The following is a 16449-nucleotide window of genomic DNA, read 5'->3' on the forward strand; positions in this document are numbered from 1 at the left end:
TTCCTCAGCCCAGATTGACGCGTTTGCCGCGGATCACGGCGTCTTCCTCGGCGCCGACGAAGCTCTGGCGCCCCTTGACCACCACCGTCTCGGTGGCTTCCAGCACCATGTGCGCCGCCTTGACCGTCTCCACCCCGTCCACCGTCCGGGTGACGCTGCGCGCCTGCTGGAGCAGCCGGTCGATCACCGAATGGACCAGCGTCGCCACCGCCGTCAGCCGGCCGACCGTCGCCGCCGCTTCGTCATACAGCAGGGTCAGCCGCCGGCCGGCGGCCTTCAGCGTGGTGGCGTCCAGCTGCGCGTCCTCCGCCCGCAGGGTCAGGCGCGGCGCCTGGATCAGCAGGCTGCCGGCGTCCGCCACCGCGATCTCCGCGGGTGCGGAGGCCGCGCCGCGGTCCAGCACCGCCAGGATATAGCTCTCCCCCCCGAGGTCGGCGGTCAGCACCCGGTCGCCCGCACCGGGCACCAGCAGGCAGGAGGCGGCGCGGCGGGCGACCGTCATCCGGCCCCGGCACTCGACCAGCCATTCCCCCTCGCGCCCGCCGGTCAGGATGCCGTCTTCCAGGCGGGGCCCCATCATCGATGCCGCCTTCACCGCTGCCGCGTTCAGCGGCTCCGCGAATTCGCCCTGCATGTGTCCCATGGTTCCTACCCCCTGCCAGCGGTTCCCGGCCGCCGCCGGGGAATGAAACTCTGCGCATCCAGCTTTTCGGCGTCGGTGTCGAGTGCTTTTCGGCGGTTGGTGCCGGCCCACAGGGCGCCCGTATCGGTCAGCCCGTGCAGGTCCGCCAGCGCGACCGTGCAGCCGCTGAGGTCGGCGCCGCTGACATCGGCATTGGCCAGCGATGCGGCATCGAGCTTCGACCCGGCGAACACCGCGCCACCGGCGCGTGCGCCGGTGAACTGCGCCTGTTCCAGGTTGCAGCGCGACAGGTCGGCGCCGGTCAGCAGCGCGCCGGAGAAGTTGGATTGGGCAAGCATGCTGCCGGAGAGGTCGGCGCCGGTCAGGTCGGCCTCGTCGAACAGGCAGCGCATCGCCTGGACGCCGCGCAGCCGGGTGCCGCGCAGGTTGGATTTGGAGAACAGCGACTGGGTGATGTCGGCGCCGGTCAGGTCGACCCCCTCCATGTCGCTTTCCATCACCGTGCATTGCCGCAGGCTCAGCCCGGCCAGCGACAGCCCGCGCAGGTTGGCCTTCAGCGCGGCGATGGCGTGGAAGCGGGTGCCGGCGAAGCGCAGCCGGGTGAAGTCCGGCTCCGTCAGCGTCATGAAGGACAGCGCCGCCCCGCTGACGTCCATGCCGTCCAGCCGGCAGGTCAGCATGGTGCAATTGTCCATCGCCGCGCCGCGGAAGCTGACCCCGCCGAGGTCGCAATTGGCGAAATTGCAGCGCGACAGGGTGGCGCCGGTGAAATCGGCCCCCGCCAGCGCGCATTCGACGAACATCACGCCGTCCAGCCGGGCGCCGCGGAAATCCGCGCGCTCGAACCGGCTGAGGGTGAAGACCGACAGCGACAGCGCGGCCTGCGACAGGTCGGCCTCCCCGCAATCGCACTGCACCAGCGTCATCTTGTTCCAGCGGCCGCCGGCCATGCGGGCGCCGGTGAGCCGCACCGAATTCAGCATGGCGACGTCGTAGGCTTCGCCGGCGAGGTCGGCGCCGGACAGGTCTCCGCCGTTCAGGCAGCGGTGGACGTCCACCGCGTCGCGCATCGCCGCTCGGGGATCGCCGCCCCGGTGCAGGCCCATTCCCATCATGCCCGTCACCATGGCTTCTGCCGGGTGAAGATGGTGCGGCCGATCCGTGCGCCCTCCAGCACCGCATCGGTCAGGTCGGCATTGTCCAGCATCGCCGAATAGAGGTTGGCCCCGGTCAGGTCGGCGCCGGTCAGCAAGGCGCGGCGCAGGATCGCCTCCATCAGGTTGGCTCCATAGAGATCGGCCCCGGTCAGGTTGGCGCCGCCCAGGTTGGCGCGGACCAGCGACGCGCCGCTCATCCGCGCGCCGCTCAGGTCGGCATCGCCGAAATCCGCCTCGTTCAGCCGCGCGCCGGTGAAATCGGCCCCGCGCAGGTCGATGCCGTGCCACGCCGATTTCGTGCCGTCGGCGTCGCTGGCGTCGGCGCCGGCCAGCATGGTGGTGCCGCCGACGATCAGGGTGGCGATATCGGCCTGCCGGAAGCGGGCACCCGCCATCCGCACATTCAACAGCTGGGTGCGCGCCATGCGGGCGCGTGAGAAATCTGCCTGCTCGGCACGGGCGTCGATCAGCACCGCCCCGTCCATCACCGAGCCGGTCAGGTCGGCGCCGGTAAGGTCGGCCTGCAGCAGGGTGGCGCCGGCAAGGTCGGCCCCGGCCAGCCGGGCGCCGCGCAGGCTGGCGTCGAGCGCGAACAGCTTGCCCAATGCGCAGCGCGACAGGTCTGCCCCGTCCAGGCAGGCTTCCATCGCATTCGCCCCGGCCATCGCCGATCCGGCGAAGACCGTTCCCGTCGCCCGGACCCTGGCGAGGTTGGCACCTGTCAGGGAGCATCCCGCCAGCGACGCGCCGTCCAGCAGCGTCTCCACCAGCACCGCGCGGTCGAGGATGCAGCCGTCGAGCCGGGCGCCGCGCAGGTCGGCGCGCTCCAGCAGGATGCCGGTCAGGTCCAGCCCCGACAGGTCGGCCCCGGCGAGGTCCGCACCCGCCAGGTCGCGCCCGGCCAGCGGCTCCCCCGCCGCCTTCCAGGCCAGCGCCTGCGCCCCCAGCCGCGCCGCGGTCTCCGGCAGCATCGGCTGCATCGGCATGGTGGCGACGGGCGCATGCAGCCTTGCGGTCGCCATGGCGATGCGGGCCTTCTCCGCCCCGTCTTCGATCGTCGCCACCGGGCCCGGGCCCAGGAGATCGGGGTCGAGGTCGAGCCCGGCCAGGAAGTCCAGCGGCGCCTCCGCTGGGGCTCCGGCGCGGCGGCGGTCCGGCGGCAGCCAGCTGGCGCGGGTCAGAGCGTCGGGCCATTCCCGCTCGGCGCGGGCGGCACGCTGTTCGGCGCTTTCCTCCTCGCCGGGCCGGGGAAGGCCGGCGGCGTGGCGCTGTTCCGCCAGCTGGGCTTCGGCCTCCGCCCGCTTGGCGTCGGCGAAAACGCGCGCCTCCTTCCCCTTTTCGTCGGCCCAGGCCATCAGGGCGACCAGATCGACCTCGTCCGCGATCTCCGGCGCGGTGGGAAAGCCCATGTCCTTGCGCCCGATCACCGGCTGCGGCACCACCACCGGCCGGCCGTCGCGGTCGACCGCGCCGTCCGCATCCAGCTTTGCCTGGATGTCGGCGACGCGGCGGCTGGCCGATTCCTGCATCCGCGCCACCTCGCGGTCGATGGCGGACTCGTGGCGGGCACGCTTGGCCGCCTCGGCCTCGGCCGACGGCGGCGGGGAGAGCTGGTGGTCGGCCAGCGCATGCAGGTATCCCTGCTTGGGATCCAGCCGCAGCGCCAGGATCTCCTCGTAATAGGCGGTCGGGCGCGGGGGATCGGCGGCGCGTTCCCAGGCCAGCATCAGCGTCCTGACGTCCCGGCCGTCCATGTCCGTCACCTCGATGGCGCCGCGGAACAGCAGCGCGCCGAGCGACGCGTTGGGGAACAGCCAGGCGGTGTCGATGGTCAGCGGTACGTCGAGCCGCCGGGCGATGCCGTCGCGCACCACCTCCAGCAGGCAGCGGCAGCGGATCGCCGGCAGCCGGCCGCGCTGCACGCGGTCGCGCGGATGCATGCCGGTGATCGAGAATGCCTCCCCGCCCGACAGGTAGCCGCCGAGCCACTGGTCGCGCGGGGCGGCGTTGAACAGGGTCCAGTCGACGTCGGCGGCCAGCGCGGGGAAACGGGTGTCGAGCCAGTGGCGGTCATAGGTGCCGGCGCGGGCCATCCGCTCGCTCCATGCGAGGTCCAGCGGGCCGAGCCCTGCCGGAGGCGGCCGGTCGCCGGGGCGCAGGATCGGCTGGCGCGCGTCCTCTACATTCGGCAGCCGCACCGGCACCGTGCTTCCATGCAGCTCGGCGAGGCCGGTCAGGCCGATGCCCACCGGGTTGCGCGGGTCGGACGGTCCGCCGAAGGCGTGCGGGTAGTCGAGCGGGATGCTGTCGAAGGGCAGCGGCTCGCTGATCGAAAAGCCGCCGGCCCCCGGCATCCACATGCGGTCGCCGAACACCAGCAGCCGCTTGTCCACCGTCCCCAGGGCGAGGTTCACCTCGGCGACCCGGTTGCCTTGCGCCGGATCGGAGAAGGCGGATCCGGCCACCAGCACCTCGCCGAAGGGCTTCGGCATGCCGGCGTCGAGCACGGTTTCACCGATGGCGGGCATCGCCGTCTTCCAGAAATCCACTTCCGACGTCAATTGGCCGGGATCGGCGAAGGAGAAGGGGGCGATGCCGGTGACGGCGAACAGCGTCTTGGGCGGCACCGGGAAGACCCGGGTCAGCAGGCTGAGGCAGGCCGGCTTGATGATGCGCATGATCTGTCCGGTCCCCGTCAGGTGAGCAGCTGGACCGGGGTGGTGTTGGCGGTGACCGTCGAGTTGTTGACGGTGGCGCCGCCGGCATTGTTCGCGTTGACGCCGGCCGTGTTGCCGGCGGCGACGGCGTTGTTGGCCTCCACGGCGGCTCCGTTCCTCATGGTGACGAAGGCGCCGTCGTCCTGTTCGATCTTGTAGCCGAAATAGATGTCGATGGCACCTCCCAGGAACAGCGCGAAGACGCCGGCCACCGTCAGCTCCACCTTCAGGCCGGCGGAGATCTCGGTATCCGCCGACAGCGAGATCGCCAGCGAGGCGCCCAGCCGCAATTCCATGCTGCCGCCCATGAAATAGTCGCGGGTCTGGCCGTGATAGGTCGAGGTCGACAGGCCATAGGTCTCGTCCCAGCTGTCGCCGTCATGGACCGACTTGGCATAGCCCTTCTGGTAATCGTCGGTGTCCCCGTAGGTTTCCGATTTCGCGTTGCCGCTGGTGTAGCCATAGGAATAGCCGTACATCGCCTCGCGGGCCTCGCCGTAGAAGACATCCTCGGTGGACCCGTAGAACAGCGAGTTGTCGGCGCCCCAATTGGTCGAATTGCTGTTGCCGACGAAGGTGTTGTTGTAGTCGCCGTTCACGTAGACGTTCTGGTTTCCCTCGATGAACAGGAACTCGCTGCCGGCGACATAGCGGTAATCGTTGCCGGCGACCCGGACCTGGCGGTCCTTGTCGACCACCTCGTGCAGGTCGCCGTCGGTGTAGTCCAGCCGCTTGCCGCGGGCGGTGAAGGCCATCATCGGCGCGTCGGGATTGTCGTCCAGGACGATCTCCTGGAACTTCTCCGCATAGTCGCCGCCTCCACCCCCACCCGCGCCGTCGCCGCCTCCCGGCCGCACCTTCGACCGGATGACCGAACGCCAGCGGTTGGTGGACGGATCGGGATGCACCGCCTGCCTGCCGTCCTTGCACGACTCGTCGTCGGGGCTGTCCTTGAACTCGTCGTAGGTCGGGATCGAGAAATACTTGCCCGATGGAAACGGCCCCATGTTCAGGCCGTTGTATCCCTTGATGTCGTGGGTGAAGAAGGGACCGCCGTCGGCGTCGTTGGCGATGTTGTCCTTCCACCCGTCGTCGGGGTAGGGGGCCAGCGCCTCCAGCCCGTCCTTCACGTTCGCCAGCTTGGCCTGGACGGTCTCGGTGCCGGTCGGGTTGTAGACGGTGTGGCGGGCGTCGTTGGTGTCGGAGGCGACGCTGGCGATCACGATGGGCCGGTGGGTGACGTCGGTCGGGTAGATCAGGACGACGGTGTCGCCCTGCCGCGGGGTGAAGCGGGCGCCGAAATTGTCGCCGACCCAGAATTGCGCGACGTCGGCCAGGATCGGGCCGCTGTTCTCCGGCAGCATGGTGGGCCGGACATAGAGCCGCCCGCCCTCTTCCGGCTCCACGCTGACGACGGTGGCGAGTTCGACCTGTGACATGGCGCTTCCTTCCTTGCGGTCCCGGTCCGTCGGTTACAGGTCGCGGGCGTTGTTCTTGCGGGCCAGAAGCTCGCCGAAGGGGGCGATGTGGTTGTCGTCGATATCCAGTTCGTCGGTCGGCATCAAGGGGACGTAGCGGCAATCGATGGGGAAGGCGACGAATTCGTTGGAATAGCCGTCGCGGTCGATCCGGTGGCGGATGCGCTTCACCACGAAATCGCCGTTCAGGTCGCCCCTGGTCGCCCCCGTCGTGCGGACGCTGTAGCCGGGGCACAGCAGCGGGCAATGGCTGCGGGCGCGCATCACATGGGCCGACGCCTCGAAGGAGGCCTGCCGGCGGTCGCTCAACGCCTCCAGATGGTCGGCGCTGGTGGCGTTGCCATGCGCCCATTCATAGCGCAGGTCGTAGGGATCGCGGCCGTCGGTGACGGCCGGGCGGCGCAGGATGGCGTTGGTGTTGACCGGGATGGTGACCAGCCGGCTCGGCACCACGCGGCGCTCCAGGCTGCAGCATTCGATCTCGTCGGGGCGGAAGCGGCGGGTGCCGGTGTAGGCGTGGTTCAGGGTGACGCCGCAGCTCTCGAACGGCATGCCGTAATCCTGGACGATCATCGTGTGCTGCCGCTGCCCGTGCCGGTAGAAGTAATAGACCCCTTCGTCCGCCATGATCCGGCGGACGAACTGGAAGGAGGAGCAGTTGTTCTGCGTGTAGTGCCGGAACTTCGGAAAGCTGCCCGCCACCAGGAAGCTGCGGTCGGCGATGCCGTGGCGGTCCAGCACCTCCTCGACGATGTCGATCACGGTCTTGTTGGTGAACACCCAGCTGCAGCGCGTCATCCGCAGCAGGCTGAAGGCCGGGACGATGCGGATGTTGTAGAAGGCGTTGCGCGGGTTGTCGCCCAGGAAGGTCGCCGACAGCACGACGCCGCTGAAATGGCGCTCCGGCATGGTTTCCGCCCGCAGGGTCAGCGTCGCCGGCATGGTCAGCAGCGGCCGGAGGTCCAGCGTGTGGTCGGGCGATGCGATGATGACGTCGAAGGCATAGTCGCCGAACAGCGCCTCCTCGCCGTCCAAGCCGACGATGCCGAAATCGCTGCCGATCCCGTCGAGCGTCAGGGTCATGTCGAGCTGGTTCATTGCTGTCCACCCGTGCTCATATGGCCGTTCACAGGGCGCCCGTCCCGGTCCAGGACGGCCCGAACAGGATGCCGCGTCCATTCCGCCCTTCGGCGTCCCCGCTTCCGCCCCCGCTTCCGCCCTCGCTCCCGCTCCGGGTCCGCAGCTGCGACGTCCAGCCCAGCCGGGCACCGGTCCGGCTGCTCAGCATGGGCGGCGGCAGCGCGTCCTGCGTCGGCTGCAGTTCGATCTCCAGGTCGAGCGCGCGGTCGCCGATGCAGAAATGGCCGAGTTCGCACAGGGCGGCGAAGCCGTCGCCGTCCGGCAGGAACCGCGCGACCTGATCGCCGGTCAGCGGGCCCAGCACCAGCCGGACACGCGAATCCTGCTGCCACACCCGTGTGCCGGCCATGACGTCGCGGCCGAGCCGGTTGTTCCGGCCGTTCCGGCCGAGGGTGGTGCGGTCGCGGGCATCGACCGTCTGCCAGGCGCCGATCAGCTTGCGCCCGGTCACCGGCACGCCGAAGATGGCGGAGACCAGGCTGCACAGGGCGGCCAGCGAGCGCGGCCGGTGGGTCAGCATCCCGGCATGCTGGAGCAGAGAGTGGTCGGCCACGGCCATGCGGTCGCGCAAGCCCGGCGTGCCCAGCCCGATCAGGCTGAACAGGTAGCGCGCGGTCGCCGTCCGGTGGGGCGGGGTCCGCTCGAAGCCGGTGCGGTGCCTGCGGCGGATCTGGTAGAGCAGGGCGACCAGCCGATGCTCGAAGATGCCGAGGAAATCCTTCATCCCGCGGTCGCGCCGGCTGTTCCGCTCCAGCAGCAACTGGCTGTAGGGCGGCGGCAGCGGCCCATGGGCGCCGGACAGGCCGAGGAAGCTGGTGGAGACCTGATACTGCCCGCCCTCCTCCTCCGGCGGGCTGACCGACAGCACGTCGGACGCCGGGAAGGCCTGCGACGGCACATGGACGAAGCGCAGCGGCTCCTGCGCCGGCATCGCGCCGACGCCGACCGGGGCGGCGTCGGGCCGCATCGTCTCGATCAGGTTGACGACCTGGTAGAAGTCGAAGCGGTAGGCTTCCGCGGCCAGCTGCTGCTGGACGGTCGGCATGGCGGGCCTGGCCGGCGGTCCGGCCGGAGGTCCGGCCGGGGAGTTCGCCGGGGAGTCGGTGCGGGGATCGCTCATACCAGCCCGCCCGCGCCTTCACGGATCGGCCATTCGCGCAGGATCCCTTCGCGCTGGACGCTGCGGATCGCGAGCTGGGTGAAGGAGTTCATCGAGGCATGCACCGCGAAGAAGCGGTCCAGCACGCCGGCGAAGGGGAAGATGCTGGATCCCACATAGTTGCGCTCGTCGAAGGTCAGGACGATCTCCGACCCCCGGCAGAAGCCGCGCCAGGCATCCGCCCCCAGCCGCCGCACCACCGGATTGACCGCCATGGCGCGGATGCCGTCGATCTGCTGCTCCACCACCGCGGCATGGGCGAGGTTGAAGACCCGCAGGATCTCCTTCAGCGCGTCGAGCCGCTGCGGCGCGTTGCCGAAGGACAGGCGGTTGACCGCCAGCGTCGACACCAGCCGCCACAGCGTCTGCCCATGGGCCGGCGGCGACAGCTGGCGCGACGGCTTGGTCAGCAGCAGGATGCGCGACGCCGGCACCGTCTCGTCGGTCTGCAGCACGCTCAGCGCCGTCATGCGCTCGGCAAGCCCGCGGTTGGTGCAGGTGACGTCGGCATAGGCGATCTTGTCGGCCACCTGCGAGGGGTGGAAATCGAGATCGACCAGGCTCAGCAGCATGTCGGTGCCGGACTGTCCGGGGGCGGATGCCGACAGCCGCCGCGCCAGCCAATAGACGTCGCGGTCGGCCTGCGCGTCGGGATCGCCCGATTGCCGGGAGCCCGGCCCTCCCTCCTGGTGATCCAGCGCGAAATAAGGCTTCACCGGCTGTGGCCGGGGACGGCCGGGGCTGATCAGGTGGACGGCGTCGATGCTGTGGATCTCGGTCGTCGCCTCGCGCCGCAAATCGGCGATCACCCGGTAATCCGGCTGGCGGTGGGTGATGCGGATCGGATCGCTGGTGCGCTTGAACAGGTTGATGACCGGGACGCAGCCCAGGTGGAAGCTGTTGGCGTCGATGGCGACGTTGCGCTTGGGCATGTGCGAGAACAGCAGCGCGATCCGCAGCGTTTCGCCCGCCGGACGCCGGTCCAGCCCGGTCAGGTCGAAGAAATAGAACTTGTCGGGAAAGGTGAAATATTCCTGCAGCAGCCGGTGCGGCGTGCCCACCATGTCGCTGCCGGGCAGAACCGTCTCGTCATCCTCCAGCCCGACGAAGCGCAGGCAGTCCGGCGGCAGGACCACCGTGCGGCCAGTGCCCCCGCCGATCAGCGCCACCCCGGCCAGCCGGGTCGCCAGCATCTCGAAGATCTGGCTGGCCTGCACGCGGTCGCCGCCCATGAAGAAGCGCAGCCGGTCGAGCGGCAGGCTGTTCAGCGAGGCGCCCGCCCCGGTGACGATGATCTCGATCGCGCCGGCATAGCGGCCCTCGCCGTCCGGCAGCTCGTAATCCAGCATGTTGCCGGGGTGGGCATCGACGACCCGCACCGGCTGGAGTTCGAGCGGCCAGGCGGTGCGGAAGCGGCACGGCACGCCTTCGCCGGTCTCGGCATAGAGCGGCAGGTCCTTCGGCACCACCGTGCCGGTGGACGGCCCGCCGTCGTTGCCGACGACGAATTTGGCGATCGCCATCGACGGGACCGGTGCCATCAGCTGCGGGAACAGCACGCTCAGCAGGCTGGCGGGAATTTCCAGGAATTCGGAATCGAGGTTGTGCTGAAGGCGGGCGACCAGATAGGCGAAGGATTCGATCATCCGCTCGACATGGGGATCGGCCGACTCGTCGGCCCCGAACTCCAACCGGTTGGCGACCTTGGGGTATTTCGCCGCGAACCAGCGCCCTTCGCGGCGCAGGTAGGCGATCTCGCGCAGATAGTGCGGTAGAAGGGGATCCTGTTCCTCACCGGCCATGCCCGACCTCCGCTTGACCGTCGCCGTCGAGATAGATGGCGAAGGAAACCGGCAGCATGATACGCGCGAAACGCATCAGCGCCGACAATTCCATGGCGACCCTGCGGTTCTTCAGCGTCCCCCAGTCGACCGCGACCGTGACCGAGGTCAGCCGCGGTTCGAACGCCGTGACGGTCGCCGCGATCTCCTGCGCCACCGCCAGCAGTTCCTCGCGGTTGCGCTCGCCCGACCGCCCGACATCCGGCCCGCCGTAATCGACGGTGCTGCGGAAGGGGGCGGCGTAATCCGACCTGACCGACAGCGGGGCGCGGGTGTTGAGAAGCCACGACAGCTCGCGCGAGATGGAGTCGAGCATGCCGCGCTCGTCGACGACACGGAACGGCGCAGGCTCCGCCGTCCGTTCCGGCTCGTCGTCGACGAGCCGCTCGAACAGCAGAGCCCGCCCCTTGGGCGCGCGTCCGGGATAAGGCAGATGTGGCCTGGACGGCGACACGGTGGATTAGGCCGCCTTGTTCTGCGCCAGATCCCAGCCGGCCGACACCGAACCGTCCTTGGTGCCCTGGTTGTTGTACAGGCTGTAGGTCCACTTGATGGAGGTGTAGTTCAGGGTCACGGTCTCCTGCGGGAGATCCTGGCCGCGGCGCGAAATGTTCTTGACCGACGACACATAGACGTCGGTGATCTCCACTTCCCAGAACAGCTCGAACTTGCCTTCCAGGGTGCGGGCGTAATAGAGCTGGACCTTGCCGAGATCGACGCCCTTGGAGCAGGCTTCCAGCAGCTTGGCCGAGGCCTTGTCCAGATACTTGTTGATGATGATGTCGCCATGCTGCGAACGGCCGCGGGTGCGCGAGTTGCCCGACTTGTCGAAGGTGACCGGCAGGGTGATCTCGTGCTCGACCGCGATCAGGTCGATTTCCTTGGCGTGACCGTCCAGGGTCGACTCGCCTTCGATGGCGAACTTGTCGCCGATCTTCATGATGATGGCGTCCATATCTCTGACCTCCTAGGGATTGTCTGTTCGTTCGATGAAGGGGAGGGGGCGCGCCCCGTCCGCCCGGGCCGGACGGAGGGACGCGTGCCGGAGAGTGGTCAGTACGCCGCGCCCGAGGCCGCGGCCGGCAGCTCGGCGACCAGACGGATCGAGGTGGTCAGTTCTTCCAACTGGAAGTGCGGGCGCAGGAACACGGTGGCGCGGTAGGCACCCGGCTTGCCGGGCACCTCGAACACGTCCACGCGGGCCTCGCGCAGCGGCAGGCGGGCCTTGGTCGGGTGCGACGCCTGGTCGTCCAGGTTCACGTACTGGGCGATCCAGGTGTTCAGGAACTTCTGGATGTCGGCACGCGACTGGAAGGAGCCGACCTTGTCGCGCATGATCGCCTTCAGGTAATGGGCGAAGCGTGACGCGGCCATCACATAGGGCAGGACCGCCGACAGCCGGGCATTGGCGTTGGCCGAGTCGGTGTTGTAGATTTTCGGCTTGTTGACCGTCTGGCCGCCGAAGAAGGCGGCGTAGTCGGTGCCCTTGCAGTGGATCAGCGAGATGAAGCCGAGGTCGTTCAGCTCCTTCTCGCGGCGGTCGGTGATCGCGACCTCGGTCGGGCACTTCAGCGCGATATCGCCGTTGTCGGTCTTGAAGCTGTAGGCCGGCAGGCCTTCCACCAGGCCGCCGCCCTCGACGCCGCGGATGGCCGCGCACCAGCCGTACTTGGAGAAGGCGTCGGTGATGCGGGCGCCCAGCGCCCAGGCGGCGTTGCCCCAGACGAACTTGGAATGATCGGCGCCGTCCACGTCCTCGGTGAAGTTCACGCCTTCGACCGGCTTGGTGTCGGGACCATAGGGCAGGCGCATCAGGATGTGCGGCAGCGCCAGCGTGACGTAGCGGGAATCCTCGCTCTCACGCAGCGACTTCCACTTGGCCAGTTCCGAGCTCTCGAAGATCTTCGACAGGTCGCGCGGGTTGCCCAGCTCGGCGAAGCTGTCCATGTCGAACAGGCGCGGCGACGCGGCGGAGATGAAGGGCGCATGCGCGGCGGCGGCGACCTGCGACATGGACTTCAGCAGTTCCATGTCCTGCGCGTTGCGGCCGAACTCGTAGTCGCCGATCAGCATGCCATAGGGCTGGCCGCCGAAGGTGCCGTATTCGGCCTCGTAGATCGCCTTGAACAGCGAGCTCTGGTCGAATTCCGAAGCCTTCTCGAAATCGGCCAGCAGTTCCTTCTTCGAGGCGTTCAGGAAGCGCAGCTTCAGGGTCGGGCCGGTCTCGGCGCGGCTGACCATGTAGTGCATGCCGCGCCAGGTGGCTTCCAGCTTCTGGAGGTCCGGCTCGTGCAGGATCTCATTCAGCTGGCCGCTGATCAGCTCGTCGATCTCGGCGATGCGCGCCTTGATGACGGCGGTTGAATCCTTGCTGACGCTGACGCCGCTGTCGATGACCTGGGCGATGAACTGCCCGATCAGATCCTTCGCATGGGCCGTCTGCGACACGTCGCGGGCCATCTTGCCTTCGGTCAGGATGCGGTCGAGGATCGACCCGCTCTCCATCTCGGTCTTCACCAGCATGCCCTGGGCATCAAGGGTCTCGTTCGCCATTCTATTCTCCGGGTCCCGGTCGTGCAGGTTCGAGTGTCTGGAGCGCGTTATTCGTCGTCCGCCGGCGTCGCGGCCGGAGCGGCGGCGGCCTGCGGGCCTTCCAGCGCGCCGCGCAGGGCGGACTGCTGGTCGCTGCTTTCCATGACCGACACCAGCAGGGCGTTCAGCTCGTCGTTGCCTTCGAGCTTGGCGAGCAGGTCGTTCAGCCGCTCGCGGGCGTCATAGAGGCGGCGCAGCGGCTCGACCTGCTTGATGATGGAGACCGGGTCGAAGTCTTCGAGCTTGCTGAAGCGCAGTTCGACATTCATGCGGGAGCCGTCGCCCGCCAGGCGGTTTTCCACCTGCAGCGGCAGGCGGGGAGCCAGCGAAGCCAGCACGTCGTCGAAATTGTCGTTGTCGATCTCGACGAAGCTGCGGTCCTTCAGCTTCGGCAGCGGCTTTTCCGGCTTGCCGGCGGCATCGGCCAGGATGCCGACGATCAGGGGCAGTTCCTTGTTCTGGATGGCATCGCCGATCTCGACGTCGTAGGTGATCTGGACGCGAGGCGGACGGACGCGGTCCAACTTGTGCTGAAGGCTGTCGCTCATTCTAAGGTCACTCCCGCTTCAAGAGTTGGTGTCAACCGCGACAACGGCAACGTCGATAAACTCACCGTCAGTGGTTGTGGTGCCTGCTGGCTACAATTCGATGAAAATCGATTCCAAATAAAACAAAAGCTGCCTGAGATATCAATTCAAATCAAGGTAAAGAAGAAGGTTAATTTTTTATTCATAATCCATTGGAACAGACTGGAGCTATCTGCGTAAAGAGTGCGGATTCCCTTATCCTATACGACGATATGAAATCGAGAAAGGGTATCCCATGAATATGGGATGATGGCATTTTGCTGATGTAATCCGTTCATGATGTTTCGCTTGTCCGTTCCATTCGTTTTGCCTTGTTATGTCTCTGCAACATCATGGAAGAGGTTGTAAAAATCCGCAGGACTCTCCTCGATGCCCGTTCCGATTCGCTCGCTCTTCAACTGACGAACTTTGCTGGACATCTATGAGAAGTTGTAGGTGAAGCCGATGTCGTTGACGTCGACATCGATGGCCGTGAAGGGCAGGTCGTCGACCATCCGGCGCAGGATCCCGTCGGACAGTTCGGCCAGCAGGGTTTCGGTCAGCACCGCATCGATGGAGCGGGCTCCGCTGTCCACCTCGTTGGCGCGGGCGACGATGGCGTCGATCGCCGCCGGGCTGACGGTCAGTTCGGCCCGGTGATTCTCGCGCATCCGTCTCTGGATCCTGGCCAGCTTCAGCCGTGCGATCTCGCCGATCTCCCGCGGGGTCAGCGGGAAGAAGGGAACGACCGTCACCCGGCCCATGAAGGCCGCCTTGAAGTGGCGTGTCAGATAGGGGCGGACGATGTCGGCCAGATCGGCGGGATCGGGCTTGGCGGTGGCGCGCAGGCAATGGTCCATCACCGCGTCCGACCCCAGGTTGGAGGTCATGAAGATGACGGTGCTCTTGAAATCGACGACCTCGCCTTCGCCGTCCTCCAGCGTGCCCTTGTCGAACACCTGGTAGAACAGCTCCGTTACGTCGGTGTGGGCCTTCTCGATTTCGTCGAGCAGCACGACGCTGTAGGGACGCCGCCGCACCGCCTCGGTCAGCACGCCGCCCTCGCCATAGCCGACATAGCCCGGTGGCGCCCCCTTCAGGTTGGAGACGGTGTGTGCCTCCTGGTATTCGGACATGTTGATGACGACCATTTCGCGGGTGCCGCCATACATCAGCTCGGCGATGGTCGCGGCGGTCTCGGTCTTGCCGACCCCGCTCGGTCCCACCAGCATGAAGACGCCGGTCGGACGGTCGGGCTCGGACAAGCCGGCGGACGCGGTGCGGATGCGCTTGCAGATGACGTCCAGCGCGTCGTTCTGGCCGATGATCCACTCGGCCATCCTGGCGCGCAGGTCGAGCACGCCCTTGATGTCGTCGCGCACCATCCGGCCCGCCGGGATGCCGGTCCAGCCGGAAATCACCGAGGCGACGGCGGCGCTGTCGACGCACAGCGGCACCAGCGGGCTCTCGCCCTGCAGTGTTTCCAGTTCGCCGGTCAGGCCGGTCACGCCAAGGCGCAGCCCGTCGATCTCGGCGCGGGCGATCTCGTCCCGTTCGGCGAGTTCCGACTTCTCGAAGATGCCCCGGCGCAGCTGGCGGATGCGGCCGACCAGCCGCGACTGGGCATCGAAGGCCTGCTGCAGGGCGGCCTGTTCGGCCTGCAACGCCGTGCGGCGGGCGATCAGCGCCTCGATGCGGTCGGGATCGCCGATGCCGACATTGCGCTCGCGGCGCAGCAGCGACAGCTCGGACTCGATGGTCATCAGCTCATGGCCGATCGCCTCGATGGCGGGCGGCGTGCTGCTCTGCCCGACGGCCACGCGGGCGCAGGCGGTGTCCAGCACGCTCAGCGACTTGTCCGGCTGCTGGCGGCCCGACAGGTAGCGCGACGACAGATGCACGGCGTCCGTCACCGCCTGGTCGGTGATCGTCACGTTGTGATGGGCCTCCAGCCGCGGCAACAGGGCCCGCATCATCCGCACCGTGTCGGCGTCGGACGGTTCGGGCACCTTGACCACCTGGAAACGGCGGGCCAGCGCCGGATCCTTCTCGAAATACTTCTTGTATTCGGCCCAGGTGGTGGCGGCGATGGTGCGCAGCTCGCCCCTGGCCAGCGCCGGTTTCAGCAGATTGGCCGCATCGCCCTGTCCGGCCTGTCCGCCGGCGCCGATCATGGTGTGCGCCTCGTCGATGAACAGGATGATCGGCACCGGCGACTTGCGCACCTCGTCGATCAGGCGGCGCAGCCGGTCCTCGAACTCGCCGCGCACCCCGGCGCCGGCCTGCAGCAGGCCCAGATCCAGCGTGCGGACGGCGATGCGGCGCAGCGGTTCGGGCACGTCGCCCGCCACCACCTTCTGGGCGAAGCCCTCGACGATGGCGGTCTTGCCGACGCCGGGCTCGCCGGTCAGGATCGGGTTGTTCTGGCGGCGGCGCAGCAGGATGTCGACCAGCTGGCGGATTTCGCCGTCGCGGCCGATGATCGGATCGATCCGCCCGCTCCGCGCCGCGGCGGTCAGGTCATGGGTGTAGGTGTCGAGCGCTGAATCCGATGCCGACGGCGCGCTCCCGCCCGCGTCCGCCGCGGCGGCTTCGGCGGAAGGCGCAGCCCGTCCGGTTGCCGTGCCTTCGCCGGTGCCGGCGGCGCAGAGCGGCTTCAGGTCGGCCTTCAGCCGGTCGAGCGGCAGCCGGGCCAGCGCCGGCGCGCGGCTGGACAGCGGCCCCATCGCCGACTGGTTCTCCAGGATCGCCAGCAGGATCGCACCGGAGCGGATCTGCTGTTCGCCCAGCGTCAGCGACGAGATCATCCACGCCGATTCCAGCACCTTCGGCAGATCCTGCGAGAAGGTCGGCGTGCGGGTGGAGCCGCGCTTGAACTCGTCGATGACCAGCGACAGCTCGCTCTGGATCGCGCCGGCCGTCGCATCGTACTGGTGGAGGATGGCGCCGACGTCGGACTGGCGCGCGTCCAGCAGCTTCACCAGGAAATGCTCGATCTCGACATGGAAGTTGCTGCGGGCGACCGCCAGCGCCGCCGCCTCTTCCAGGGCGCGGCGGCAGGTGGCGTTCAGCTTGTTGACCAGAAACTTCATTTCCATGCTGTCGGCCCTTTGCGTGGCGGTCGGTTGGCGGTCATGGCCGGACGGTCGTATGATC

General features: G+C 68.1%; 12 protein-coding genes. All 12 read right to left on the reverse strand.

Features of this window, described 5'->3' with window-relative positions; translation table 11 throughout:
• Nucleotides 1-4: 4 nt before the first annotated feature.
• The 12 genes from ABMY26_RS01325 to tssH all read right to left on the reverse strand — a co-directional run bounded on the left by ABMY26_RS01325 (nt 5) and on the right by tssH (nt 16391).
• Nucleotides 5-643, reverse strand: a complete 639-nt coding sequence (locus ABMY26_RS01325; RefSeq protein ID WP_372394675.1) for a DUF3540 domain-containing protein — start codon at nt 641-643, stop codon at nt 5-7.
• Between the two features lie 5 nt (nt 644-648).
• Nucleotides 649-1758, reverse strand: coding sequence for a pentapeptide repeat-containing protein (locus ABMY26_RS01330; RefSeq protein WP_372394676.1), 1110 nt, complete (start codon nt 1756-1758; stop codon nt 649-651).
• Nucleotides 1759-1763: 5 nt separating this feature from the next.
• A complete protein-coding gene (locus tag ABMY26_RS01335) occupies nt 1764-4478 on the reverse strand; it encodes a DUF2169 domain-containing protein (RefSeq protein ID WP_372394677.1) in 2715 nt (904 codons plus the stop codon).
• Nucleotides 4479-4495: 17 nt separating this feature from the next.
• A complete protein-coding gene (locus tag ABMY26_RS01340) occupies nt 4496-5956 on the reverse strand; it encodes a phage baseplate assembly protein V (protein ID WP_372394678.1) in 1461 nt (486 codons plus the stop codon).
• A 33-nt stretch (nt 5957-5989) separates the two neighbouring features.
• A complete protein-coding gene (locus tag ABMY26_RS01345) occupies nt 5990-7093 on the reverse strand; it encodes a type VI secretion system Vgr family protein (protein WP_372394679.1) in 1104 nt (367 codons plus the stop codon).
• Between the two features lie 28 nt (nt 7094-7121).
• Nucleotides 7122-8255: a type VI secretion system baseplate subunit TssG gene (gene tssG, locus ABMY26_RS01350; protein ID WP_372394680.1), complete on the reverse strand. Its 1134-nt coding sequence runs from the start codon at nt 8253-8255 to the stop codon at nt 7122-7124.
• Nucleotides 8252-10096, reverse strand: coding sequence for a type VI secretion system baseplate subunit TssF (gene tssF, locus ABMY26_RS01355; protein WP_372394681.1), 1845 nt, complete (start codon nt 10094-10096; stop codon nt 8252-8254). Before tssF ends, tssG begins: the two co-directional genes overlap by 4 nt.
• On the reverse strand, nt 10086-10589 hold the full coding sequence (tssE, locus tag ABMY26_RS01360; RefSeq protein WP_372394682.1) for a type VI secretion system baseplate subunit TssE: 504 nt from the start codon (nt 10587-10589) through the stop codon (nt 10086-10088). Before tssE ends, tssF begins: the two co-directional genes overlap by 11 nt.
• A 6-nt stretch (nt 10590-10595) precedes the next feature.
• Nucleotides 10596-11090, reverse strand: a complete 495-nt coding sequence (locus ABMY26_RS01365) for an Hcp family type VI secretion system effector (RefSeq protein WP_372394683.1) — start codon at nt 11088-11090, stop codon at nt 10596-10598.
• Nucleotides 11091-11188: 98 nt separating this feature from the next.
• Entirely contained in the window at nt 11189-12688 is a 1500-nt protein-coding gene (gene tssC / locus ABMY26_RS01370; RefSeq protein WP_372394684.1) for a type VI secretion system contractile sheath large subunit, read from the reverse strand.
• A gap of 47 nt (nt 12689-12735) precedes the next feature.
• Entirely contained in the window at nt 12736-13275 is a 540-nt protein-coding gene (gene tssB, locus ABMY26_RS01375) for a type VI secretion system contractile sheath small subunit (protein WP_372394685.1), read from the reverse strand.
• A 458-nt stretch (nt 13276-13733) separates the two neighbouring features.
• On the reverse strand, nt 13734-16391 hold the full coding sequence (gene tssH / locus ABMY26_RS01380) for a type VI secretion system ATPase TssH (protein WP_372394686.1): 2658 nt from the start codon (nt 16389-16391) through the stop codon (nt 13734-13736).
• Nucleotides 16392-16449 lie beyond the last annotated feature (58 nt).

It is taken from the genome of Azospirillum sp. HJ39, assembly GCF_041507355.1.
Taxonomy (GTDB): domain Bacteria; phylum Pseudomonadota; class Alphaproteobacteria; order Azospirillales; family Azospirillaceae; genus Azospirillum; species Azospirillum thiophilum.